Genomic DNA, 23,269 nt, shown 5'->3' with positions numbered 1-23,269 from the left:
GCCGGGCTTTGGCAAGGCCGCGTGGCCTCAGCGTTTGACGATGACCAGACCTTTCTGCGCCGAGTAGTACGCCGCCAGGTCCGCCATGTCCTGTTTCGAAAGCGGCGCGGCCATGCCCATCATGATCGGGTTCTTGCGCTTGCCCGCCTTGTAGTCAGTCAAGGCGCGCACCAGATAGTCAGCATGCTGCCCGGCCAGCTTCGGGAAGTCCGGCGCGGCGGAGTTGCCGTCGGCGCCATGGCACGCCGCGCATGCAGCCGATTTCTCCTTGCCCTTGACGGCATCACCGGCATTTGCCGCCGCAGACCAGAGCCCCGCCAGCACAAGCAATGTCGTCAGCGAAGCGCGCGTCATTTCTGTGCTCCGAAAAATGCGGCAATGTCGGCCATGTCCTGATCGGACAAGGCCTCGGCAAGCCCCTTCATCGATGGGTGGCTACGCTCACCGCTCTTGTAGGCCTGCAGCGCGCGCACGAGGTACTCGGGATGCTGACCGCCCAGTTTTGGAACATGGTAGACAGTCGGAAACGTGGTTTTGTAATCGGCAATGCCATGACAGCCCAAACACATGGCAACCTTCTTGCGCCCGGCATCCGGATTACCCTGTACCGCAAGCGCCGCGCCGCTGGCACACAGCAACGCGGTGACCAACAGCCCCTTCGTTCTTCTCATGTGTCCCCTCTGATGGTATGGGTTGGGAGGCGTTGCAGCGGGCTGATTCTATGCCCGGCAGTTTTCAAGCGTCAAAGAACCTTTCGGAGACCCTGTTTTGCGCCGGATCAAATGCGCGCGCCGAAGCTGTTTGTTGCACAGGCAGGGTTTGGGCCGCATGATTGAAGCTTCAACCTTGAACGACGAAAACCCATGAGCACGCGATTCGAAGGTACCGACCAGTACGTTGCCACCTCAGATTTGATGCTGGCCGTGAATGCAGCAATCCGGCTTCAGCGCCCCCTGCTGATCAAGGGCGAACCGGGCACCGGCAAGACGATGCTTGCCGAGGAGGTTGCCAGCGCACTGGGGCTGCCGCTGTTCCAGTGGCACATCAAGTCCACCACCAAAGCCCAGCAAGGCCTCTACGAGTACGACGCGGTTTCACGCTTGCGCGACTCGCAACTGGGCGACGACAAGGTCAAGGACATCGGCAACTACATTGTGCAGGGCGTGCTCTGGAAGGCCTTTGCGCACGATGCGCCATCGGTGGTACTGATCGACGAGATCGACAAGGCGGATATCGAGTTCCCCAACGACCTGCTGCGCGAACTGGACCGGATGGAATTCCACGTTTACGAGACCCAGCAAACCGTAAAGGCCAAGCATCGGCCGATCCTGTTCATCACCTCGAACAACGAGAAGGAACTGCCAGACGCCTTCTTGCGCCGCTGCTTCTTCCACTACATCAAGTTCCCCGACAAGGAGACGATGGAGAAGATCGTTGGCGTGCACTTTCCTGACATCCGCGAAAACCTGCTACGCGCGGCACTGGAGGTATTTTTCGAGCTGCGCGATGTGCCGGGGCTCAAGAAGAAGCCAACCACCTCAGAACTGCTTGACTGGCTACGTCTGCTTGCCGCAGAGGAGATTCCCGCAGAGCATCTTCGTGCGCCGGGTGGCAAGCCGGTGGTGCCACCGCTGGCCGGCGCCCTGCTCAAGAATGAACAGGACATCGCCCTGTTCGAACGCCTTGTCGCGATGGCAAAGGGCAATCGCTGAGGCGCGGCGATGCTGACCGACTTCTTCCTCCACCTGAAAGCCAGCAAGCTTCCGGTTTCGACCAAGGAATTCCTCACCCTGCTGGAGGCGCTTCAGCAAGGCGTGATCGGGCCAAGCATCGACGATTTCTATGTCCTTGCGCGCGCCTGCCTGGTCAAGGACGAAGCTCACTACGACAAGTTCGATCGTGCCTTTGGCGTCTTCTTCAAGGGCGTCACCGCAATCCCTGGCCTGGAGGCAGAGATCCCGGAGGACTGGCTACGCCGCGTTACGCAGACTCACCTCAGTCCCGCCGATCGCGCGAAGCTCGAGAAGCTGGGCTGGGACAAACTCATGGACGAGTTCCGAAAGCGGCTGGAAGAGCAGAAGGAGCATCACTCCGGCGGATCGAAGTGGATCGGCACCGGCGGCAGTTCGCCCTTCGGGGCACACGGCTACCATCCGGAAGGCATCCGCGTCGGGCCCGAGTCGGCAGGCAACCGCACTGCGGTGAAGGTGTGGGATCAACGTCAGTACCGCAACCTGGACGATTCGGTCGCGCTGGGCACCCGTAACATCAAGGTCGCCCTGCGCCGGCTGCGGCGCTTTGCGCGCGAAGGCGCCGTCGAAGAGCTCGACCTCGACGGCACCATCAGTGCAACCGCTCGCAACGCGGGCTGGCTTGATCTGAAGATGCGGCCCGAGCGCCACAACTCGGTCAAAGTGCTGATGTTCTTCGACGTTGGCGGCTCGATGGATGACCACATCAAGGTCTGCGAGGAGTTGTTCTCTGCCGTGCGAGGTGAGTTCAAGCACCTGGAGTACTTCTATTTCCACAACTGTGTGTATGAGTCGGTCTGGCGTGACAACGCACGCCGCTATGCCACAAAGCAAGCGCTGCTCGATGTGCTGCACACCTACGGGCCGGACTACAAGCTCATCATCGTCGGTGACGCCACGATGAGCCCCTACGAGCTGGTCGCCCCCGGCGGCTCGGTCGAGCACTTCAACGAAGAGCCCGGGGCAAGCTGGCTGCGCCGGCTGCTCGACGCCTACCCTGGCGCATGCTGGATCAACCCGACGCATGAACCGAGCTGGCCTTACCGCCAATCCATCAGCCTGATCCGGCAGATCATGGCTGACCGCATGTACCCCCTGACCATCGACGGGCTGGAGCGCGCGATGCGCCAGCTCTCGCGCAAACAGTGAATCCACCTGAAAGCAATAATGAATCCGCTCTACGTTGAAGTACTTGGCTACCTGGCCGCAACACTGACAACAGTTGCATTCGTCCCCCAAGCCTGGCTCACCTGGAAGACCCGTTCGGCGCATGGTGTTTCGCTCGGGATGTACAGCGTGTTCATCTGCGGCATCGTGATGTGGATGATCTACGGCCTCTTGATTGCCGCGTGGCCAGTCGTCATCGCGAACATCATCACGCTCTTGCTCGCATCGTTCATCCTGATCATGAAGATCCGCTTTGGCTAACGCTTCACGTCGTTTGGTGCGGCACCGATTGACGCTATGATCGTGCCAATCCATGGTGGAGCATGCGCGTATGAAGTCCGGACTTCGCTTTTTCGTCAGCCTGTTTTGCTACCTGTGTCTGGCTCTGTCGTCCTGGGGTGTCGCGAACGCCGCCGACAAGAACGATGAACCCCCGCCGCAGGAGGCGACACTCACGGTCGCGAATCGTGACATCACGGTGTTTCGTTCAAGCTATGGTGGCCCGCCGCCCAAAGTGCGTGCAGAGCGCGCGGCGGCACGTATCGAACAGCTGGCCGATGAAGGCCGAAGATTGCCGGTTTCCACTGTTGCCTATTCCATTGGCGAGATCCCCGGCGTCGCGGTCATGGCGGGCGACAAGATCCTGTTCGCGATCTCGCAGAAGGATATCGACTCGGACAGCAATCGCTCGCTGGAGCTTGAAGCCTCCGAAGCAGCGAAACGGGTTGAGGAAGTCATTGCCGTCTACCGTGACCAGTCCAGCCTGAAAACGATCCTCCGCGGCATCGGCCTCTCAATCCTTGCAACGCTGGCCTTCGCTGGCCTGATCTGGCTCCTGCATATCGTGCGGGTCCGCATCACGAGCCGCTTCACCACGCTGATTGAAAGGCGCCTTGCCCTCACCAAAGGTCTGGGTTGGGCCCGTTACACCTACGGGCTTGTGCTTCGAATCGTTCAATTGCTTCTGTTGGCGATCGCGCTGGTCCTGATCGACGTCTGGCTGACCTTCGTATTCAAGCAGTTCCCGATCACCGCCCCGCTGGGCGACCACCTGCTCGACTTCCTCTTTGGGTACGCGGGGGATTTTGGTGACGCGGCCCTGGCGGCAATGCCCGGCATCGTCGCAATCGCAATCATTGTCTTCATCACACAGGCCATTGCCGGTGTGGTGCGCAGTGTGTTCGACGCAACCCAGGCGGGCACCATCGCCATTCCGGGCATTCACCCGGAAACCGCCTCGGCAACCCGCCGCATCGTCATGGTGGGCGTGTGGGCTTTCGCGTTCGCGCTGTGCTACCCGTACATCCCTGGTTCAAGCAGCGACGTGTTCAAAGGCGTCAGCGTCCTGCTTGGTTTCCTGCTGACCTTGGGCTCGGCCGGCGTCGTCAGCCAGTTGATGGGGGGACTGGTGCTGACCTACTCGCGCGCGCTGCGGGTGGGCGACTACGTATTGATCGGGGACGTCGAAGGCGTCGTGCAGGAACTGAGCACCTTGTCGGTGAAGATCGTGAACGTGCGCAACGAAGAGATCACGATCCCCAACGCCGTTCTGCTTGGTGCCGCGATCCACAACTATTCGCGCCGCGCTGAATCGGTGGGCACCCTGCTCACAACCAAGGTCACGATCGGTTATGACGCACCCTGGCGCCAGATCCATGCCTTGCTGATTCAGGCCGCCAAGAGCGTGGATGAAGTCCGCAAGACGCCAGAACCCTATGTCTATCAACGGGCCTTGAACGACTTCTACGTCGAATACGAATTGTTCTGCCATATCGATGAGGCGCGGCGCCGCGTACCGGTGCTGTCCTTGCTCCACGGCGCAATTCAGGATGCGTTCAACGAATCTGGCGTGCAGATCATGTCGCCGCACTTCTTCGCGCAGCCGGCCCAGGCGGTCCTTTCCCCAAAGGCGCAGTGGTACGCAGCACCGGCCAAGCCGCCTCAGAACGCATCACCGGAAACCAAACAGTAGTTACCCGCAGAACTACGTACTACTACGTATTACTGCTCCAACACGCACGGGTAAGATGCATTGGGCATTTTCTGTGCTGGATAGGCCAGCCCGGACCCGCCCGGGCGGATCACGAGTCCGCCCTCATCTGACTGCTGCCAAAACCCATGAAGCCACTCATCCCCTGGGCCGCGCTCTGCGCCCTGCTCTGCTTTGCCGTACCCAGCCACGCTGAAACGGTTCAGCTCGACACCTTCGAAAAGATCCGCCAGACACGAACGATCACCATCGGCAACCGTGAAGCCGCGCGGCCGTTCTCGTTCTTGAACGATCAGAAGCAAGCCGTCGGCTACTCAATCGACCTCTGCCTGAAGGCAGTCGATCAGCTGCGCAAGGATCTGAAGCTGCCCGATCTGAAAGTGCAATTTGTCACCGTCAGCGGTGCCGAGCGCATCCCGAAACTGCTTGACGGCACGATCGATCTTGAATGCGGCTCCACCACCAACACCAAGTCGCGGCAGGAGAAGGTCGAATTCAGCTACACGATCTTTGTCGCGGGCATGAAGCTACTCACCCGCACGAATTCTGGTGTGACCGGTCACGCAAGCCTGGCCGGCAAACCGGTAGCGCTTTCGAAAGGAACCACCTCGGAAAAGCTCTTCACCCAGTTGCGTGATGCCGAAGTGACGACGATGAAGCTGATGCAGTTTCCGAACAACCAGGAAGCGATCAAGGCGCTTGAGGCCGGCACCGTCGCAGCGTTTCCTCAAGACGACGTGCTGCTAAGCGGCTTGCTCAGCACCCGCACTGATGCATCGCGCTATGCCCTGGTCGGTGACTACCTGTCGGTTGAACCTTACGCGATCATGATGCGCAAATCGGATGATCGACTTCAGGCTGCCATCGACAAGACACTCAAGCAGCTCTACGCCAGCGGCGAAATCAACGCCATCTACGAGCGCTGGTTCAATACCGACAGCCTCAAACTGCCGATGTCGCGCCTGCTCAGAGACTCAATCATGCGGCCGAGCAAGGATGCCGGTATCGCACGGGTGCTCGGGTATTCGCTCTGAGCCCCGCCCAGCCGCAATGAAAAACGCCCCGGCACGCATCGCGCGCCGGGGCGTTTTTTCAACAGCAATCGCCGAGAATCAGCCCAGCATGAGCTGGTTGATGCGCTTGACGAAGCCGGCTGGGTCTTCCAGCGATCCGCCTTCAGCCAGCAGCGCCTGATCCAGCAAAACGCTGGCCCAGTCATCAAAACGCTCGGTGCCAGCCTTGAGCTTCTGCAACACCGCATGCTTGGGATTAACCTCAAGAATCGGCTTGGACGAAGGCGCCTCCTGGCCGGCCGCCTTGAGCAGGCGGGCGAGATTGGTGCCCATGTCGTGCTCGTCAGCCACCACGCAGGCAGGGCTGTCGGTGAGGCGGTGGGTGATCCGGACATCCTTCACCCGATCGCCCAGCGCCGACTTGAGCTTCTCGATCACATCTTTGAAGTCGCCCGCTTCGGCTTCGGCGGCCTTCTTCTCTTCCTCGTCTTCGAGCTTGCCCAGATCCAGATCGCCACGGGCGACCGAAACCACCTGCTTGCCGTCGAACTCATGCAGGTGGCTGACCAGCCATTCATCCACCCGCTCGGCCAGCAGCAGCACTTCAACACCCTTCTTGCGGAAGATCTCGAGGTGCGGGCTGTTCTTCGCGGCAGTGAAGGTGTCAGCGGTGACGTAGTAGATCTTGTCCTGGCCCTCCTTCATCCGCGACACGTAGTCGGTCAGCGACACGGTCTGGTCCGGTGTGTCGGCTTGCGTGGTGGCGAAACGCAACAACTTGGCAATGCGTTCCTTGTTCGCGAAGTCCTCGCCCACGCCCTCCTTGAGCACCTTGCCGAATTCGCCCCAGAACTTCGCGTACTTCTCCTTGTCGTTCTCGGCCAGATCCTCAAGCAGCGACAGCACCTTCTTCGCACAGCCAGCGCGGATCGTGTCGATGTCCTTGCTCTCCTGCAGGATCTCGCGTGACACGTTCAGCGGCAGATCGTTCGAGTCCACCACGCCACGCACGAAGCGCAGGTAGAACGGAAGCAGCTTCTCGGCATCGTCCATGATGAAGACGCGGCGCACGTAAAGCTTCAGGCCATGCTTGACGTTGCGATCCCACATGTCGAAGGGCGCGTGGCTCGGCACGTAGAGCAACTGGGTGTATTCGTGACGCCCTTCCACCTTGGCATGCGACCACGCCAGCGGCTCTTCGTGGTCGTGCGCGACATGCTTGAAAAATTCCTTGTACTGATCTTCGGTGATGTCGGCCTTCGGGCGCGCCCACAGCGCGGAGGCCTGGTTCACCGTCTCTTCCTCGTCACGCAGGACTTGCTCGCCCTTTTCCTGATCCCACTCTTCCTTGCGCATGCGGATCGGCTGCGCAATGTGGTCGGAATACTTGCGGATGATCGAACGCAGGCGCCAGCCCGAAAGCAGGTCGTCCTGGTCCTCACGCAGGTGCAGGATGATTTCAGTGCCGCGCACTTCACGCTCGATCGGCTCGATCGTGTAGGCGCCGGCGGTATCGCCGGTCATCGAACATTCCCACTTCACCGCCTCGTTGGCGGGCAAACCGGCACGGCGGGTGAGCACCGTCACTTTGTCTGCAACGATGAAGGCCGAGTAGAAACCAACACCGAACTGACCGATCAGATGGGCGTCCTTCTGCTGGTCGCCGGTCAAACGCGAGAAGAACTCTTTCGTGCCGGACTTGGCAATTGTGCCTAGGTGCGCGATCACCTCTTCGCGGCTCATGCCGATACCGTTGTCGGCAATCGTCAGGGTCCGCCCATCCTTGTCAAAGCCGATCCGGATCGCCAGCTCACCCACGCCTTCGAGCAAGTGCGGGTGGTCGAGCGCTTCAAAACGCAGTTTGTCGCACGCATCAGAGGCGTTGGAGATCAGCTCCCGCAAGAAGATTTCGCGGTTCGAATAGAGGGAATGGATCATAAGGTGCAGCAGTTGCTTCACCTCCGCCTGAAAGTTCAGGGTCTCCCCCTTCGGTGCCGCGGCGGTCTGTGCTTCACTCATGGATTTCTCCTGTGTCTCGATTAACATTGCCGGATATGAGAGCGACCCAGCGATTTTTCAAGCGTGTCAGATAAGCCTGCCGAGGCATCCGAGAACGTGACTCCGGAGAGCGCACTGCTGCTGCCGGGGCGCCGGCGCAGTCTCAAACGCGTGGCAACGACGATCCTGCTTGGATACATCCTGCTCGCCGCGTTGATCGTCAGCGGCACCGCGGTGCTGGTCGCACGCGATCGCAACCAGGAACTGCGCCGGGCCGAGGCCGAACTGGGCAGCATCACCCGGGCGCTCGAAGAGCACATCGCACGCAATGTGAGCCAGGTGGATACGGTGCTCGAAGCGCTCGGCAAACAACTGGGGGAAAACGGCGGGCCCGGCAGATTCGGCGAGCACGCACTGCATGAGCTGAGCGGCCAGTGGTTGATGCGCCTGCCCCAAGCCACCCACCTGACCAGCTATTCAAGCCTCGGCGTGGCACTCGCCTCATCGCACCGGTTTCCGATCGGTCAGCACACCCCCGTGCCCGAAGCGATCCGCGCGCAACTCAGTACCGCCGACGCTCCTCTTCACATCGGCTCACCGGTGCGAATGCCGGATTCCGGTGCCTGGAGGATCCCGCTGACGCGGCGAATCAACGGGTTAAACGGCGGACTCGAGGGCTACCTGACCGCCGCACTGAGCCCCAGTTTCTTCGAATTCTTCTACAAAGACATCCGCCTCAGTGCGGACGACGCCATCAGCGTGCTCACCAGTACCGGCGTCCTGCTCGTCCGCTACCCGGCCGACGATAGCCAGATCGGCCGCGACTACTCACGCAACCCGGCCTTCGCGCGGCCATCGACGCATGCAACACGCTTTGTCGAACGCGTGTCATGGATCGACGCAAAGCCTCGCATCATTGGCTCACGCCAGCTCGACGGTTATCCCCTCATCGTGCAGGCGAGCCGCCCGCGCGAGACCGCGCTGCGCAATTTCTATGCGAACACCGAGCGCCTCGTATGGGGCGTGACCCTGCTCTGCGGCTTGCTCGCCGTCCTGGCCTGGCTGGTGTTCGAAGATGCACGGCGGCGGGAGCGCGGCCGGCGAACCCTGCAACGGCTCGCTCAAACGCTTGAAGAACGGGTCAAGGAACGCACCGCAGAACTTGAAAACTCAAACCGGGAACTGCTGGCATTCAGCTACTCGGTCTCGCACGATCTGCGCGCACCGCTTCGTGCGATCAATGGTTTCTCGCACGCCCTGCTTGAAGACTACGCAGCGCAACTGGACGACACCGGCCGCGACTACCTGACGCGGGTCGCCAAGGCCAGCGTGCGCATGGGCGAGTTGATCGACGAACTGCTCAAGCTCGCGAACGTCGCCCGCCAGCCGCTCGACATCCGAAAAGTAGACCTTTCGGCGCTCGCAAACGACATGGCGGCCGATCTGCGCAGCGCGCATCCCGAGCGCACGGCCCGCTTCGAAGTTCAGCCCGGCATGCTGGTCGATGCGGATGAACCGCTGCTGCGCAACGTGATCGGGAACCTGCTGGACAATGCCTGGAAGTTCACCCGCCAGCGCGAGGCAACACTGATCCAGATCGCCGCAACCGAGCGCGACGGCGGGCAACTGGTCTCGATCAGCGATAACGGCGTCGGCTTCGACATGATGTACGCCGGCCGGCTCTTCCAACCCTTCCAGCAGCTTCACTCCGGTCAAGGCTATGGCGGAACCGGGATCGGGCTGGCGTCAGCCCGTCGCATCATCGAACGGCATGGCGGCAAGATCTGGGCTGAATCCAGCCCCGGACAGGGCACCACCGTCTTTTTCCTGCTGCCCTATCGCGCCGCCGTGGTGCGCAAGCGGCGCGCCGCTCACTCGTAGCGGACTTCAACAATCTCGATTTCGCGCAGGCCCGATGGGCTCGCAAAGCGGACACTATCGCCTTCGCGCGCCTTGATGATGGCGCGCGCAATCGGCGCAATCCACGAAACCCGCCCGGCACTGGCATTGGCCTCGTCGACGCCCACGATCTGGAAGGTCTGCTCCTCGCCCCCCTCCACATCGCAAATCGTCACGGTGGCGCCGAAAAAGACCTGATCCAGGTTTGTCTGCTCGGCCGGGTCGACCACCGTCGCGCTTTCAAGCCGTTTGATCAGGAAGCGGATGCGCCGGTCAATCTCGCGCAGCCGTTTCTTGCCATAGATGTAGTCGCCGTTTTCCGAGCGATCTCCGTTTCCGGCGGCCCATGACACAACTTGAACAACTTCCGGGCGCGTGACCTTCAGCAAGGTATCGAGCTCTGATTTGAGGGTCAGAAACCCGCGCCGTGTCATGTAGTTGCGACTACCGGCGGGCAGCGCCAAACCTGACGGAAGCTCGTCCTCGTCCTGATCTGTTTCCTTCGTGAAAGCCTTGCTCATCTGACCATCGCACCGCAAAGAGGCCGCGGATTCTACCAACCCACCGCCCTCAGTGCCGGATTGCCGGATGCATCATCAGCGCGTCGAAGTGCTCGATGAAGTCAGCGATCGATTCGCCCTCCTCATCGTCGTCCTCAAGCGCCTCGGCCAACTCACGCTTGAACCGCTCGGCGGCTGCATCCGTCATGAAGACGCCGCGCCCCTTGCGTTTGTTGATCACCTCGATGCCGTTGAGTGCCGGATAGGCCACCACATAGAGGTACGGGTTGTTGAACATGACGTGCATGACCGCCTCCTTCAGTGAAGCGCAGAGCCTTCGCCCTTCTTGCACTACCTGGGGGAAGCCCCCCCGCAATTCAACGTCGCATTCCACGCCGGTTGTCATTTGGGCCGGCGCCTAATAGCATCCCCTCTGCGTTGACTTACGGCACACGGCGATGGTTCCTGAAGTCCACGCATGGTCATGGAGGCCGGCACCGCCACCACCCTGTCTGCGGGGCACGCGGGGCCGGGACTAAAACGCAAGTCGATATCCACGGTGCCATGAACGACACTTTCGAGAGCGTTACAAGCCTTCGCGCTCGGCTGGATGTGCTGCTCTCCGAGCACCGCGATCTGGACGACGCAATCACGCGCCTGCACGAGCGACCGCCCACCGACGAATTGCTGGTGCGTCGCCTCAAGAAGCGCAAGCTCTTCATCAAAGACCGGATTCTGCTGATCGAGCGCCTGCTCGATCCGGACGAACTTGCGTGATCGCTTCCGCTCACTACCAGCCCCACGCGGCCCCTAAGCTAAGCGGAGCCCACGGCCGACAACGCACATAGCCAGGGCCACCGAATACCAGCACCCGCTCCACCCCAATTGTTTCGCGGCACCACAAACCATAAGACAGTGTTGGAGGAGACATGCCCGAGCAGCAGAGCGAGCCCAAAGCGGCCACCGACATCAAGATCGAAGAAACCCACACCCTGATCCCGCGGCTGCGCAAGGTGCACATTGGTGCCGCGTTTGTCTGGCTCGGGCGTGGCGCACAAGACATGCGGGCCTGCCCAGCCGCGAGCCTGTTCTACGGATTCTGTTTTTGTGCCATGGGGCTGCTGATCACCGCGGTGTTCGAGCGTGCTTACCAGTACACCTCGGCACTGACCTCCGGCTTCCTGCTGGTGGGGCCGTTCTTCGCGATGGGCCTTTATGAACTGAGCGCCCGCCGCGAACGCGGCGACGGCTGCCGCTTCGCATCATCACTGACCATCTGGCGCAAGAACGCGCCAAACATCGGCGTGTTCGCCCTCGTCCTCACCGTTGTGTTCCTGGTCTGGGCGCGGGCCTCGCTCGTGATGTTTGCGCTCTTCTACACCAACGAGATTCCCAACCTCTCTGGCTTTCTAAACCAGTTGATCAGGCTTGAGAACCTGGAGTTCGTGGCCGTGTATGTCGCGGTAGGCTTTGTTTTCGCAGCTCTGGTGTTTTCGATCAGCGTCGTCGCGATTCCAATGATGCTCGATCGAAAGGCCGACGCGATCACCTCCATGTTTACCAGTGTCGCAGCCGTCGCCAACAATCCGGGCGCCGCGCTGGTATGGGCGGCATTGATTGCGCTGCTGACCATCGTCGGCTTTCTCACCTTCCACATCGGCCTGATCTTCCTGATGCCGATGATCGGGCACGGCACCTGGCACGCCTATCGAGCCTTGGTGGAACCGCCTCAGACCAACCCTAGTTCCAGCAACAGCGGCTGATGATCCGAGGCCGCAGTGTCCGTTTCAACCACTAGCGAGCGGACCGACGGCACAAGATCGCGACTGACGAAGAAATAGTCACAGCAGTACGGCGCCGGAGGCCACTCCGCACCCTTGAGCCCAACCGTTGGCACATGCGCCACCCCATTCGCCTGCGCACGCCATGCATCGCACCACGGCTCTCCGCCCTCCGCTGCCTGCACCGCAAGGTAGGCCGGCTCGTCCGGCTTGCAGTTGAAGTCGCCGCAAAGCACCGCGCTTGATGGCCGTGGCCTCGGCGCGAACGGCCCGCCATCGCGTTTGCCCGCTGGCGGGGTGCGATCGAGCGCGCAGGCCTCCTGCTGCAGACGCACCAAGGCCTTGGCTTGCGCCAGGCGCACTGTCGCCGAGTAGTACTCAAGATGCGTCGTCAGCACCCGTAACGGCACCCCGGCGGCATCCACCAAGACCTCGACGCAACCGCGCTGCATTGCCGGCGCCGACTCATCGGCCGGCCACGGAAGAAGGTGCCGCCAGACCTGCAGAACCGGGATACGCGCCAGCACCATGTTGCCGAAACTCACACCCGCGCCCGCACCGCAAAGATCCACGCAAGGCCCGTACGCGATCTGATAACCGGGGAAAGCGCTGGACAGTACGGCAACCTGGTCACCGGTATGGCCGCCCTTCAGCCCGGGAAAATTCACTGAGACTTCCTGCAGGCATATCACGTCCGCATCCAGCGCCTGCAGCGCTGCGATCGTGCGCGGCAAGGCGATCACCCCATCTGCGCCACGCCCCCACTGGATATTCCAAGATACAATACGCATAAATATGCCTTTGGCGTAAAACCAGCACCGCACTAGGAGTTTCGTCCGTGACCGCGTCCAACACCATGGGAAACCTGCGCCAGCGATTCACCGCCTCGATCTCGTTGCCACGTTTCAAACGCGCAATGCCCGCCGGCATCAAACACGACACACCCGGCATCGAAGCCTGGATCAGCACCCTGCCGCTCGATCGCCCGCTTGCGTGTTGCGAGACCATCGTTTCCCGATTGCGCGGCGCGCTCGGCCCGATCATCGCGCCAGCGGATCGCGTGGACGCATTGGACCAGATCTTCGAGCACGTTTCGCCGATGCTCGCTCGTCTTGAAGCCATCCCGGATGGCCGCGGCGGCAATAACGGCGACATGCGCGGCACGATCGCGGTAGCCGACCGCGCTCTCGAACGGCTCGCCATGACCTATGCCGAGATCGCCATCAACGAGGCACGGTCGCGCCCCGAGCGCCGCTTCCAGGTGCCCAAGTTCTGCCGCCGCGCAGCGCTACGGGCGTGCCAGCTGGCGCATCGGCGGGTTCTGCTGACCTGTCGCAGTTACGGAGAACTCAACGGCGGGCACTGGCGGGTGCTGGCCGAGCTTTTCATGGCAGCGAGCGTGCGCGGCTTCGAGAACACGTCGCTGGAAGTCGATTCCGGCGACACAATCGCGCGCTACTTTGCGCGCACCCTGCTGCTCGTACTGGCCGACCCGCACCGCTTGTCGCGGCGCAATCTTGAGCATGTGCGCTTCTATATTGAACGATACGGCCACCACGCCCGCATCCGCACCCGCGACGAATGGACGGGCGATGCCGAAGGCTGGTTCCCGGCGTGGCCGGCCCATGGCGATATCCGTCGCCCCTTGCGCCGTGAAGAGTTGATGCGCGGCGAAGCCGACCTTCTGCTGGACGTTCACCCGCTGCTCGCAAAGCTCGACACCCACTGCGAGGGGCTTGCCGCCGGCACCTCGCCAACCCGCCTGGGTCTGCCGCTGATCGCCCGCGAAGGTGACTACCCTGAATTGCTCAAGCAATTGCGTGATCGCTGGGGCTCGCCGCCCCAGCGAAAGCACATTCGCCGCAAAGCGCATCCAAGCGCCGCGCTGGTCTGCGGGTTTGACCAGGTCCGCCAATTGATGAAGCGGATCGCCGGAAAGCGACAGACCGACGCAGCCGAAGCCATGCCCGCCTTCCCTTCGACCGAATGGTCGATCATGGATCGCAGTGAGGGCGGCCTGCGCTTGAACCAGGAGGCCGAAGACCCGCTGGCGGTCGAAGTCGGCGAGCTGATCGCGCTATCGCAGCGGGAGGACGGCGAGGTGCACTTGGCCGTGGCGCGGCGGGCGATGCACCAGAACAGCCACGAAACCGAAATCGGCGTCCAGCTCATTTCCGGCCCCGGCATTGCCGCCCGCTTCAAGCCGCCCACCCGCGATGCAAAGGGCCGCGAGCGCGATTCGATCCCGATCATTTTTCTGCCGCGGGTGCACGGGCTCGACACGCACGCGCTGCTCGCCCCGCTGGATCAAGTCGAACCGGGTCTGATCGTCGCGCTGCCGCACCGCAATGGCGTTGTACGATTCGAAGCAACCGGGCGCATCGAGCGCCTGGCCGGTTGCGAGTTGATCGGGCTCAAGCCCTGCCCAAGCGGCAACACGCAATAAGCCGGCGCAATTCAGCGTGGCCGCACGACGCGCAAGCTGACAGCGTTAGAATCGGACGGTCTCGCGCACACCCCGCTGCGCGGCCTAGCCCCGATTGCCGCTGAATGACCGCTTACGCACCGCCGCGGAAGTCGCACGCCCCCCATGCGGGGCCCTGCGACCATGCGCACCACGACCACCATCATGCCGGCGCCACGTCTCCTTCACCGGCTGCCGCAAAGTCGCCGGCCGGCCGCGCGCATGATCACAGGCATTCCCACGATCATGGTGCCAGCTGTAGCCACGGCCACCATCACCACGGTGCCAACAGCAGCGCCCGCACGCTGACATTCGCGCTGCTGCTGACCCTGGGTTTTGCCGCTGTCGAACTGGTTGGCGGGCTTGTGACCGGCTCCCTGGCGCTGCTGGGCGATGCCGGTCACATGCTGTCGGACAGTCTTTCGCTGGCGATCGCCGCCGCCGCCGCCCGCATTGCGCTGCGCCCGCCGACCGCGCGCCACAGTTACGGATTCGGGCGGATCGAAGCGCTCGCGGCCCTCACCAATGGCGTCCTGATGCTGGCCATCGTCGCGGGCATTACCTGGGAAGCGATCACCCGCCTGCGCAACCCTGAGCCAATCGACGCCCTGCCCGCCGTTGCGATTGCCGCAAGCGGCTTCCTTGTCAATCTGGTGGCGGCATGGATGCTGATGCGCGGCGAGCGCTCGCTCAACGTGCGGGGCGCGCTGATTCATGTGATCGGCGATCTGCTCGGTTCGGTCGCAGCCATCATCGGCCTGCTCGTCGTGCATTTCACCGGCTGGCAAGCTGCTGACCCGATCATCTCCGTCCTGATCTGCGCGCTGATTCTCGGTTCGACCGCCACGATTCTGCGCGAGGCGTTTCGCGTGCTGCTCGATGGCGTGCCAAGCGGCCTCTCGCTTGAAGCGGTCGGTCAGTGCATTGCGGCAATAGATGGCGTACGCTCGGTGCATGACCTGCATGTGTGGCATTACGCACCCGGGCGGGTCGCGCTGTCGGCCCATTTGCTGCTCGACGACAGCACACCCTGGCCCGCCGTGCTGGTCGCGGTGCGGCAGCGGGTGAAGAACGAGTTTTCAATTGAACATTTGACCCTGCAGCCGGAGTTACCGGGCCAGGATCACTTTCCGCTCGCTAAAATCGGGCGGCAAACGAAATCAAGAACAAACTGAGAGGAGCGAACCATGCATCTTGCGCAGGAACTGGTGGCGTACGTCGATCGCCTGGCGACCCTGCCCGACGTCTACCTGAAGGTTCGCGCGGCCATGGACGACCCGGACGTATCGATTGCCGAGGTCGCAGATGTCATCGCCACCGATCCGGCACTGACCGCATCGCTCTTGCGCCTGGCCAACAGCGCGTTCTACGGCTACGCGCGCAAGATTGAATCGATCAACCGGGCGGTCAGCCTGATCGGGCTTGAGCAAGTGCACGACCTGGTGCTCGCCACATCGGTGACCGCCATGTTCTCGGGCATTCGCCCGCAGCGTATGGACATGGCGCGCTTCTGGCGCGACAGCATTCGGCGCGGCATGCTTGCCCGCGAAGTCGCGCGCTCAAAGCGCGGCCACAGCCCGGAACGCCTCTTTGTCGCGGGCCTGCTGGCCGACGCAGGCCATCTCGTCATGTATGTCGCGGTGCCGGACCTGATGGCACTGGTACTGGACACCACGCCAAGCGAGGGCGACACCTTGCCGGATGTCGAGCGCCGCATCATCGGCTGCGACTTCGCCGAAGTGGGCGCGGCGCTCACCGCCAAGTGGCAGCTACCAGTGACCTTCGGCGTGCTGATCGGCTCCCAGCTCCAGCCAGAAGCTGCGGGCGACAGCGCCGAAGCGGCGGCACTGCTCAACCTCACCAGCGCGGTGGCGGCCCGCTCGGGCGGCGCCAGTGAATACGAGTATCCGCTGCACCATCGCAGCGAGGCCCTTGCAGGGATCGAAGTCGCTGACGTCGAGGCCGTGCTGCCCAGCGTCGAAGCCCAGATGGAAATGATGCAGGCTGTGCTCGCAACCGCCTGATCAAGCCCGCCCCCTCCGCAAAGCAGCCGCTTTGCGGAGGCCCAGTACTAGCGCCAATCCCGGCGAAGTCAACTACCGTCTGTTGATTTTTTCCAGTACCACCCCCCTACATCTTGTGGTCTAATGCTCGCCGGTCGCCGCTCTGGCGACATTCGTTTTCCCCATTCTCCGGAGTTCGTCATGAGTCAACGCGAAGCCACCGTCACCCTCGACACACTGCTGCCCCAGGAAATCTCAGGCGAAGTCCTGCTGGAGAAGTACGCCAAGGGTTCAGAGCAGTCGGTCGATGATGTGCGGCGGCGTGTTGCCCGTGCACTCGCCGCCAATGAAGCGGAAGACCGCCGCGCCCACTGGGAAGCCAAGTTCGAGCACGCGCTCAAGGCCGGCTTCGTGCCGGCAGGCCGCATCAACTCGGCGGCCGGCACCAGCCTTGCTGCCACCCTGATCAACTGCTTCGTGCAGCCGGTCGGCGATTCGGTGACCGAAGTGGTCGACGGCCGCCCCGGCATCTACACCGCGCTGGCCGAAGCGGCCGAAACCATGCGTCGCGGTGGCGGCGTGGGTTATGACTTCTCGTCGATCCGCCCGGCCGGCGCGCTGGTGCGTGGCACGCAAAGCCGTGCCAGCGGCCCGGTAAGCTACATGCGGGTGTTCGATCGTTCCTGCGAAACGGTTGAATCCGCCGGCGCGCGCCGTGGCGCCCAGATGGGCGTGCTGCGTTGCGACCACCCGGATATCGAAGCCTTCATCCACGCCAAGGATCAGGGTGACCTGTCGAACTTCAACATTTCGGTCGGCGTGACGGACATCTTCATGCAGGCGGTTGAAGCCGACGGCGACGTTGAACTGGCCCACAAGTCCGAGCCCTGCCAGGAACTGCGCGACGCAGGCAGCTACCAGCGTGAAGACGGTTCCTGGGTCTACCGCAAGGTTCGCGCCCGCGAACTGTGGGACCAGATCATGCGCTCCACCTACGACCACGCAGAACCGGGCATCCTGTTCCTTGATCGCATGAACAAGGACAACAACCTCTACTACTGCGAAACGATCGAAGCGACGAACCCGTGCGCAGAACAGCCGCTGCCGCCCTACGGCTGCTGCTGCCTGGGCTCGATCAACCTGGTCAACTTCGTCCGCGACGCCTTCGGCAAGAAAGCTTCGTTCGACTTCGAAGCCTTTGGCGAGAACGTCGAAACCTCGATCCGCATGCTCGACAACGTGCTCGACGTGACCAACTGGCCGCTGGAAAACCAGCACCAGGAAGCCATGAACAAGCGCCGTGTCGGTCTTGGCTTCACCGGGCTGGGCGATGCGCTGATCATGCTCAAGCTGCGCTACGACACCGCCGAAGCGCGCGCCATGGCAACCAAGATCTCCGAGTTCATGCGTGACCGTGCCTACCTTGCCTCGGTTAACCTGGCCAAGGAGCGCGGCGCCTTCCCGCTGTTCAACGCCGACATGTACCTTTCGGGCGGCAACTTCGCATCGCGCCTGCCGAACGAGGTGAAGGACAAGATCCGCAAGCACGGCATCCGCAACTCGCACCTGCTTTCGATCGCGCCGACCGGCACGATCTCGCTGGCCTTCGCCGACAATGCCTCGAACGGCATCGAGCCGCCCTTCTCCTACACCTACACCCGCAAGAAGCGGATGGCCGACGGCACCTTCAAGGAGTACGCAGTCGAGGACTACGCCTGGCGCGCCTATCGCCACTTGGGTGGCAATGTCGAACAGTTGCCGGACTACTTCGTCACCGCCCTGCAGATCAGCGCACAAGCCCACAAGGACATGGTTGCGGCAGTCGCACCGTATGTGGACACCTCGATCTCGAAGACAGTGAACGTGCCGGCCGACTACCCCTACACCGAGTTCGAAGACCTCTACCTCGACGCCTGGAAAGCCGGCCTCAAAGGCCTCGCGACCTACCGCCCCAACAGCGTTCTGGGCTCGGTGCTGTCGGTCGAGCCAAGCAACACCGAGAAGAAGCAACCGCAGGACGTTGTGATCGCCGATGCGAACCGCCGCCTCTCGATCAAGTCGCTGCCGGCCCCGGTGCTCGCCAGCCTGCGCTGGCCGGGCCGCCCCGCGCTGCCGGATGGCAACAGTTCCTGGACCTACATGCTCGAAACCCCGCAAGGCGAGTTCGGCATCTTCGTTGGTCACATGGAGCCCAACGGCGATGCAGTGCCGCGCGGCGCCTTCCCGTTTGAAGTCTGGGTGAACGGCGCTGACCAGCCGCGCGGCCTTGGCGCAGTGGCCAAGACGCTGTCGATGGACATGCGCGCGAACGATCGTGCCTGGCTCAAGCTCAAGCTCGACACGCTCGCCCGCACGGTTGGCGAACGTTCCTTCGACCTGCCCTTCCCGCCGCATGGCGAACACCGCATCGTGCCGGGCGTGGTCGCGGCCTTTGCGCAGATCGTGCGCTACCGCTGCGAGAAGCTCGGCGCATTCGAAGTTGAAGCGCCGACGCCGGTGCTCGACGCCGTCTTCAGCCTGCAAGAGCCCAAGACCGGCACCGACGGCACCCTGTCCTGGACCGTGGACATCGCCAACCCGGCCACCGGTGAAGAGTTCGTGCTCGGTCTCAAGGAAATCATGCTGCCGGACGGCGTCACCCGCCCGTACTCGATGTGGCTCTCGGGCAACTACCCGCGCGCGCTCGACGGCCTGACCCAGATCCTCTCGCTCGACATGCGCGTGATGGACCCGGCCTGGATCGGCATGAAACTTCGCAAGCTGCTGAACTACCCGGAACCCCTGGGCGATTTCATGGCCTTCGTCCCTGGCACTCGCCGTCAGCAGAACTGGCCCTCGACCGTCGCCTACATCGCACGCCTTGTGATTCACCGCTACGCGATGCTCGGCGTGCTCGACGAAAACGGCTACCCGACGCGCGAAATGGGCATCCTCGAAGCGCCGCGCCCCGAGCGCGACCCTGAGCTGATGCAAGGCTCGCTGTGCTCGGAATGCGGCAACATGTCAGTCATCCGCAAAGACGGCTGCGACTTCTGCACCGCCTGTGGTGCCGTAGGCACCTGCGGCTAAGTAACCCGCCAATCGTCACAAAAGGCCCTTGTCGGATGCGGTAATCGCGAGCCATCACGACCGCCCGACGGGCGGCGGATTGCCGCGCTGTTACCGCTGCTCAGCCTGGCAGTACGCCTGGCGGCTGATGCCCCTGCACTGGCAAGCCCTTGCCACGCTAAGGCCGCTCAGGCGCCTTTGCGTGAGGACTTGCCGGAAGCTTTTTACGACGCGTACGCCGGAACGTCCTTGAGCACCGCAATGATGGCCTCGAAGCGTTGCGCCGTCTCATTGGCCTCGCGCACCTGCACCTGCAGAGCCTTGATATGCCGTTCGGGCGTCAGCGGCTTGGCCGGAGCGGTTTTAGAACGTGTCGTCATAGGCAACGATGCTCACCCGCTGACCAATCCTGCCGACCGTGACGACGCAGCCAACTCAAGAGCGTGCTGATGCCCTGGACGCTGTAGCGCTCCTGAGCCTAGCGATAGGTGAGCTCACCGCGCTCAACCTGATCCAGCTGCGACAATTTTAAGGCAAGCAAATAGTCTTGCTGGCTACGCCTGATGATTGAATTCCTTTTCTCGGGAGAAAAGGTTTCAACGCTATTCAGAACAGCTCAGCCCCAAAAAAAGAGGCGCCCGCGGGCGCCTCTTTTCATTCTGCCGAAGCCTGATCAGCTGGCCATCGACTTGACGTTGGTGATCACGTCGGCGATTGCCTGCTGGGCACTGCCGTAGAGCATGCGGCAGTTGTCCTCGTAGAAAAGCGCGTTTTCGATCCCGGAGTAGCCTGCACCCTTGCCGCGCTTGATCACGATCACGTTCTGCGCCTTGTCGGCATCCAGAATCGGCATGCCGTAGATCGGGCTCGACTTGTCGGTACGCGCCACCGGGTTCACCACGTCGTTCGCACCAATCACCAGTGCAACGTCTGCGAGCGGGAACTCGGCGTTGATCTCTTCAAGGTCGAAGATCTTGTCGTAAGGCACACCCGCTTCAGCCAGCAGCACGTTCATGTGGCCCGGCATGCGGCCGGCAACCGGGTGAATCGCGAACTTCACCTCGACGCCTTCCTTCTCAAGCAGCTGGGCCATCTCCCACACCTTGTGCTGCGCACCGGCCACTGCCATGCCGTAACCCGGCACAACGATCACCTTCTGCGCATAGCGCATCATCGCAGCGGCATCAAGGCCCGACACTTCCTTCATCGAACCCGCGATCGCACCACCTGCCTGCGCTTCGCCGGTGATCGGCTGGAACAGGATGTTGGTGAGCGGGCGGTTCATGGCCTTGGCCATCAGCTGGGTCAGCAGCGTACCTGCCGCACCGACCACGATACCGGCGATGATCAGCGCCGGGTTGCCCAGCACGTAGCCCTCAAAACCCACTGCCAGGCCGGTGAAAGCGTTGAACAACGAGATCACCACCGGCATGTCGGCACCGCCGATCGGCAGCGTCAGGACGGCTCCGAGTACCAGCGCAAGGACGAAGAAGGCAATGATGTGCATCGGAGACGGATGCCCGCCCACGACGATCACCACCCCAAAGCCAATCGTAACCACAGCAAGAACAAGGTTAACCATGTTCTGCGCCGGCAGACGGTGGGCTTTCTGCATCACCCCCTGAAGCTTTGCCCAGGCGATGCACGATCCCGAAAACGACACCGCGCCAATCAGGGCACCGAGCGTTGCCAACGTAGTCACCACCGGACCGGTGACGTGGCCGCGCGAGAACTCAAGCGCCGCGATCGCTGCCGCCGCACCACCGCCCATGCCGTTGTAGATGGCAACCATCTGCGGCATGTCGGTCATCTTGACGATCTTGCCCGACCACCACGCCACCCCGCCGCCAAGCGCCAGCGCGACGATGATGTAGGCAAAGTTCTGCATGCCAGGGGTCAGAAAGGTCACCACGGTGGCGAGCACCATGCCGGCGCCCGCCCACAGGATGCCCTTGCGTGCCGATACCGGCGAAGCCATCGCCTTGAGGCCGAGGATGAAGAGCACCGCGACGACAAAGTACGAGATATCAATCAGCCACTTCGCCATCATTTGGCGGCCTCCTTGCGGTCATCGCGCTTGAACATTGCAAGCATGCGTTCGGTGACCACATAACCACCCGCAGCATTGGCTGCACCCAGCACGACGGCCACGAAACCGATCGCCAGTTGCAGCGGATCGTTCGGGTCAGCATTGCCGAGCGCCACCATCGCACCCACCAGCACCACGCCGTGCACGAAGTTTGACCCCGACATCAGCGGGGTATGCAGAATCACCGGCACGCGCGCGATGACTTCGTAGCCGGTAAACGCGGCCAGCATGAAAATGTAAATTGCCGAGAAGCCTTCCATCGTGGCGCTCCCTTAGAGTCCGAGAATCTTTTTCACGCCCTCGTGGCGCACCGCGCCGTCGTGCGTGAGACAAGTACCGGCGATCACCTCGTCGCTCCAGTCAATTGCCAGCGCCGCATCCTTGATCATCGGCGAGACAAAATTGAAGAGGTTCTTGGCGAACATTTCCGACGAATGCACGGCCATGCGGCTGGGCAGATTGGTCGGGCCGACGATCAGGGCCGGACCAACACGAACCGCCTCACCTGCAACGGTGCCAGCAACGTTACCGCCCGATTCCGCAGCCATATCGACCACCACGGCGCCGGTCTTCATCTTGGCGACCATGTCGGCGCTGATGATCTGCGGTGCCTGCTTGCCAGGAATCGCAGCGGTCGTGATCAATGCATCGCACTGAGCGACGGCCTTGCCCAGGCGCTCGGCCTGCTGGCGCTTTTCATCATCGGTCAGCTCACGTGCGTAGCCGCCGGTGCCGGCAGCAGAAACGCCCGTATCGACAAACTTGGCGCCAAGCGACTCGATCTGCTCCTTGGTTTCCGGACGCACGTCGTAGGCTTCAACCATCGCCCCCATGCGGCGCGCGGTTGCGATGGCCTGCAGGCCTGCAACGCCAGCACCGATCACCAGCACTTTGGCCGGACGAATCGTGCCGGCCGCGTAGGTGAGCATCGGGAAGAACTTCGTGCAGTGGCTGGCGGCGATCAGCACGCATTGGTAGCCCGAACAAGCCGCCTGTGACGAAAGGATGTCCATGCTTTGCGCACGCGAGATGCGCGGCAGCAGTTCCATCGCAAACGACGTGATCTTCCGCTCTGCAAGAAAACGCGCACGATCGGCGCTCTGGTACGGTTGCAAACCTGCAACCAGCACCGCACCGGGTTTGAGCTTGCCGAGCAGTTCTTCCGATGGCGGCTGGATTGCCAGCACCATGTCGGCCGCCAGTACTTCATCGACCGTATCGACCCAGCGAACTTCCGCAAAGTCGCTTTCAGCGATGCAGGCGGCGTCCGATGCGCCACGTTGAACGATAAGCTCGACTCCGAGCGCCCTGAATCGCTTTGCCACGTCGGGAACAAGCGCGACGCGCCGTTCACCGGTGACACGTTCGGCCACTACGCCGATCGTCAGTGCCATGAAGCCTCCTGGTCAGAAACCGCCCCAAATCGGGGCAAAAGCGCGCTAGGCGCATGAGGTTGCCGGGAGACTGCTCGCCGCGCACGACAAAACGCATCCGTATTCGGACGCGTCTGGCATGGGGGGAGTGCCGCGACAACGACGAGCAGGCATGATACTGATTGGCGGCACA

Annotated in this window: 22 protein-coding genes; 12 read left to right on the top strand and 10 right to left on the bottom strand. The window is 62.3% G+C overall.

Annotated elements, in window-relative coordinates; all coding sequences use genetic code 11:
* Positions 1-27: 27 nt before the first annotated feature.
* On the bottom strand, positions 28-354 hold the full coding sequence (locus OPU71_RS08350; RefSeq protein WP_267727240.1) for a c-type cytochrome: 327 nt from the start codon (positions 352-354) through the stop codon (positions 28-30).
* The gene (locus OPU71_RS08345; protein ID WP_267727238.1) at positions 351-671 is read right to left on the bottom strand and encodes a c-type cytochrome; all 321 of its coding nucleotides are present in this window, start codon (positions 669-671) and stop codon (positions 351-353) included. The genes OPU71_RS08350 and OPU71_RS08345 overlap by 4 nt, the downstream gene beginning before the upstream one ends.
* A gap of 192 nt (positions 672-863) precedes the next feature.
* On the opposite strand from OPU71_RS08345, the gene OPU71_RS08340 reads away from it, so the two are divergent.
* The 5 genes from OPU71_RS08340 (at position 864) to OPU71_RS08320 (ending at position 5,942) form a co-directional block, all read left to right on the top strand.
* On the top strand, positions 864-1,712 hold the full coding sequence (locus OPU71_RS08340) for an AAA family ATPase (protein ID WP_267727236.1): 849 nt from the start codon (positions 864-866) through the stop codon (positions 1,710-1,712).
* Between the two features lie 9 nt (positions 1,713-1,721).
* Complete coding sequence (locus OPU71_RS08335; RefSeq protein ID WP_267727234.1) at positions 1,722-2,900, top strand: vWA domain-containing protein; 1,179 nt, start codon at positions 1,722-1,724, stop codon at positions 2,898-2,900.
* Between the two features lie 18 nt (positions 2,901-2,918).
* Entirely contained in the window at positions 2,919-3,179 is a 261-nt protein-coding gene (locus OPU71_RS08330) for a SemiSWEET transporter (protein ID WP_267727232.1), read from the top strand.
* Between the two features lie 70 nt (positions 3,180-3,249).
* Positions 3,250-4,890 carry a mechanosensitive ion channel family protein gene (locus OPU71_RS08325; protein WP_267727230.1) on the top strand — a complete coding sequence of 547 codons (1,641 nt, stop codon included), beginning with the start codon at positions 3,250-3,252 and terminating at the stop codon, positions 4,888-4,890.
* Positions 4,891-5,036: 146 nt separating this feature from the next.
* Positions 5,037-5,942, top strand: coding sequence for an amino acid ABC transporter substrate-binding protein (locus tag OPU71_RS08320; protein WP_267727228.1), 906 nt, complete (start codon positions 5,037-5,039; stop codon positions 5,940-5,942).
* Between the two features lie 78 nt (positions 5,943-6,020).
* On the opposite strand, the gene htpG is transcribed toward OPU71_RS08320, so the two are convergent.
* Positions 6,021-7,940, bottom strand: a complete 1,920-nt coding sequence (gene htpG, locus OPU71_RS08315) for a molecular chaperone HtpG (RefSeq protein WP_267727226.1) — start codon at positions 7,938-7,940, stop codon at positions 6,021-6,023.
* 63 nt (positions 7,941-8,003) lie between these two features.
* On the opposite strand from htpG, the gene OPU71_RS08310 reads away from it, so the two are divergent.
* The gene (locus OPU71_RS08310) at positions 8,004-9,800 is read left to right on the top strand and encodes an ATP-binding protein (RefSeq protein ID WP_267727225.1); all 1,797 of its coding nucleotides are present in this window, start codon (positions 8,004-8,006) and stop codon (positions 9,798-9,800) included.
* Here the strand turns inward: OPU71_RS08310 and greB are convergent.
* Positions 9,791-10,339: a transcription elongation factor GreB gene (gene greB, locus OPU71_RS08305; RefSeq protein ID WP_267727223.1), complete on the bottom strand. Its 549-nt coding sequence runs from the start codon at positions 10,337-10,339 to the stop codon at positions 9,791-9,793. The two genes, OPU71_RS08310 and greB, sit on opposite strands and share 10 nt — an antisense overlap.
* Before the next feature lie 49 nt (positions 10,340-10,388).
* Positions 10,389-10,625: a DUF3567 family protein gene (locus OPU71_RS08300; RefSeq protein WP_267727219.1), complete on the bottom strand. Its 237-nt coding sequence runs from the start codon at positions 10,623-10,625 to the stop codon at positions 10,389-10,391.
* 257 nt (positions 10,626-10,882) lie between these two features.
* On the opposite strand from OPU71_RS08300, the gene OPU71_RS08295 reads away from it, so the two are divergent.
* Both OPU71_RS08295 and OPU71_RS08290 read left to right on the top strand, forming a co-directional pair.
* Positions 10,883-11,095 (top strand): YdcH family protein, encoded by a 213-nt coding sequence (locus tag OPU71_RS08295; protein ID WP_267727215.1) that lies wholly within the window; start codon positions 10,883-10,885, stop codon positions 11,093-11,095.
* Positions 11,096-11,247: 152 nt separating this feature from the next.
* Positions 11,248-12,081, top strand: a complete 834-nt coding sequence (locus tag OPU71_RS08290) for a DUF2189 domain-containing protein (RefSeq protein ID WP_267727212.1) — start codon at positions 11,248-11,250, stop codon at positions 12,079-12,081.
* Here OPU71_RS08290 and OPU71_RS08285 read toward each other — a convergent pair.
* Positions 12,048-12,890 carry an endonuclease/exonuclease/phosphatase family protein gene (locus tag OPU71_RS08285; protein ID WP_267727208.1) on the bottom strand — a complete coding sequence of 281 codons (843 nt, stop codon included), beginning with the start codon at positions 12,888-12,890 and terminating at the stop codon, positions 12,048-12,050. The two genes, OPU71_RS08290 and OPU71_RS08285, sit on opposite strands and share 34 nt — an antisense overlap.
* 47 nt (positions 12,891-12,937) lie before the next feature.
* On the opposite strand from OPU71_RS08285, the gene OPU71_RS08280 reads away from it, so the two are divergent.
* The 4 genes from OPU71_RS08280 to OPU71_RS08265 all read left to right on the top strand — a co-directional run bounded on the left by OPU71_RS08280 (position 12,938) and on the right by OPU71_RS08265 (position 19,635).
* The gene (locus OPU71_RS08280; protein WP_267727204.1) at positions 12,938-14,545 is read left to right on the top strand and encodes a hypothetical protein; all 1,608 of its coding nucleotides are present in this window, start codon (positions 12,938-12,940) and stop codon (positions 14,543-14,545) included.
* A 104-nt stretch (positions 14,546-14,649) separates the two neighbouring features.
* Complete coding sequence (locus tag OPU71_RS08275; RefSeq protein WP_267727199.1) at positions 14,650-15,738, top strand: cation diffusion facilitator family transporter; 1,089 nt, start codon at positions 14,650-14,652, stop codon at positions 15,736-15,738.
* 12 nt (positions 15,739-15,750) lie between these two features.
* A complete protein-coding gene (locus tag OPU71_RS08270) occupies positions 15,751-16,587 on the top strand; it encodes an HDOD domain-containing protein (protein WP_267727196.1) in 837 nt (278 codons plus the stop codon).
* 180 nt (positions 16,588-16,767) lie between these two features.
* Positions 16,768-19,635: an adenosylcobalamin-dependent ribonucleoside-diphosphate reductase gene (locus OPU71_RS08265; RefSeq protein ID WP_267727192.1), complete on the top strand. Its 2,868-nt coding sequence runs from the start codon at positions 16,768-16,770 to the stop codon at positions 19,633-19,635.
* Between the two features lie 203 nt (positions 19,636-19,838).
* Here the strand turns inward: OPU71_RS08265 and OPU71_RS08260 are convergent, their stop codons facing one another.
* The 4 genes from OPU71_RS08260 to OPU71_RS08245 form a co-directional block, all read right to left on the bottom strand.
* Positions 19,839-19,994, bottom strand: coding sequence for a hypothetical protein (locus OPU71_RS08260; protein ID WP_267727189.1), 156 nt, complete (start codon positions 19,992-19,994; stop codon positions 19,839-19,841).
* A gap of 293 nt (positions 19,995-20,287) precedes the next feature.
* Positions 20,288-21,664, bottom strand: coding sequence for an NAD(P)(+) transhydrogenase (Re/Si-specific) subunit beta (locus OPU71_RS08255; RefSeq protein WP_267727187.1), 1,377 nt, complete (start codon positions 21,662-21,664; stop codon positions 20,288-20,290).
* Complete coding sequence (locus OPU71_RS08250; RefSeq protein ID WP_267727185.1) at positions 21,661-21,963, bottom strand: NAD(P) transhydrogenase subunit alpha; 303 nt, start codon at positions 21,961-21,963, stop codon at positions 21,661-21,663. The genes OPU71_RS08255 and OPU71_RS08250 overlap by 4 nt, the downstream gene beginning before the upstream one ends.
* Before the next feature lie 12 nt (positions 21,964-21,975).
* Entirely contained in the window at positions 21,976-23,097 is a 1,122-nt protein-coding gene (locus OPU71_RS08245; RefSeq protein WP_267727183.1) for an NAD(P) transhydrogenase subunit alpha, read from the bottom strand.
* Between the last annotated feature and the right edge of the window lie 172 nt (positions 23,098-23,269).

Origin of the sequence: Niveibacterium sp. 24ML, assembly GCF_026586805.1 — a bacterium.
Lineage (GTDB): Bacteria > Pseudomonadota > Gammaproteobacteria > Burkholderiales > Rhodocyclaceae > Niveibacterium.
The sequence above is the reverse complement of the archived record's forward strand: the minus strand, read 5'-3'. Positions and strand labels throughout refer to the sequence as shown.

Excerpts from the sequence above, each read along its gene's own strand:
- OPU71_RS08350 (WP_267727240.1), bottom strand. The coding sequence starts at position 354 with ATGACGCGCGCTTCGCTGACGACATTGCTTGTGCTGGCGGGGCTCTGG.
- OPU71_RS08345 (WP_267727238.1), bottom strand. The coding sequence starts at position 671 with ATGAGAAGAACGAAGGGGCTGTTGGTCACCGCGTTGCTGTGTGCCAGC.
- OPU71_RS08340 (WP_267727236.1), top strand. The coding sequence starts at position 864 with ATGAGCACGCGATTCGAAGGTACCGACCAGTACGTTGCCACCTCAGAT.
- OPU71_RS08335 (WP_267727234.1), top strand. The coding sequence starts at position 1,722 with ATGCTGACCGACTTCTTCCTCCACCTGAAAGCCAGCAAGCTTCCGGTT.
- OPU71_RS08330 (WP_267727232.1), top strand. The coding sequence starts at position 2,919 with ATGAATCCGCTCTACGTTGAAGTACTTGGCTACCTGGCCGCAACACTG.
- OPU71_RS08325 (WP_267727230.1), top strand. The coding sequence starts at position 3,250 with ATGAAGTCCGGACTTCGCTTTTTCGTCAGCCTGTTTTGCTACCTGTGT.
- OPU71_RS08320 (WP_267727228.1), top strand. The coding sequence starts at position 5,037 with ATGAAGCCACTCATCCCCTGGGCCGCGCTCTGCGCCCTGCTCTGCTTT.
- htpG (WP_267727226.1), bottom strand. The coding sequence starts at position 7,940 with ATGAGTGAAGCACAGACCGCCGCGGCACCGAAGGGGGAGACCCTGAAC.
- greB (WP_267727223.1), bottom strand. The coding sequence starts at position 10,339 with ATGAGCAAGGCTTTCACGAAGGAAACAGATCAGGACGAGGACGAGCTT.
- OPU71_RS08300 (WP_267727219.1), bottom strand. The coding sequence starts at position 10,625 with ATGCACGTCATGTTCAACAACCCGTACCTCTATGTGGTGGCCTATCCG.
- OPU71_RS08295 (WP_267727215.1), top strand. The coding sequence starts at position 10,883 with ATGAACGACACTTTCGAGAGCGTTACAAGCCTTCGCGCTCGGCTGGAT.
- OPU71_RS08290 (WP_267727212.1), top strand. The coding sequence starts at position 11,248 with ATGCCCGAGCAGCAGAGCGAGCCCAAAGCGGCCACCGACATCAAGATC.
- OPU71_RS08285 (WP_267727208.1), bottom strand. The coding sequence starts at position 12,890 with ATGCGTATTGTATCTTGGAATATCCAGTGGGGGCGTGGCGCAGATGGG.
- OPU71_RS08275 (WP_267727199.1), top strand. The coding sequence starts at position 14,650 with ATGACCGCTTACGCACCGCCGCGGAAGTCGCACGCCCCCCATGCGGGG.
- OPU71_RS08270 (WP_267727196.1), top strand. The coding sequence starts at position 15,751 with ATGCATCTTGCGCAGGAACTGGTGGCGTACGTCGATCGCCTGGCGACC.
- OPU71_RS08265 (WP_267727192.1), top strand. The coding sequence starts at position 16,768 with ATGAGTCAACGCGAAGCCACCGTCACCCTCGACACACTGCTGCCCCAG.
- OPU71_RS08260 (WP_267727189.1), bottom strand. The coding sequence starts at position 19,994 with ATGACGACACGTTCTAAAACCGCTCCGGCCAAGCCGCTGACGCCCGAA.
- OPU71_RS08255 (WP_267727187.1), bottom strand. The coding sequence starts at position 21,664 with ATGATGGCGAAGTGGCTGATTGATATCTCGTACTTTGTCGTCGCGGTG.
- OPU71_RS08250 (WP_267727185.1), bottom strand. The coding sequence starts at position 21,963 with ATGGAAGGCTTCTCGGCAATTTACATTTTCATGCTGGCCGCGTTTACC.
- OPU71_RS08245 (WP_267727183.1), bottom strand. The coding sequence starts at position 23,097 with ATGGCACTGACGATCGGCGTAGTGGCCGAACGTGTCACCGGTGAACGG.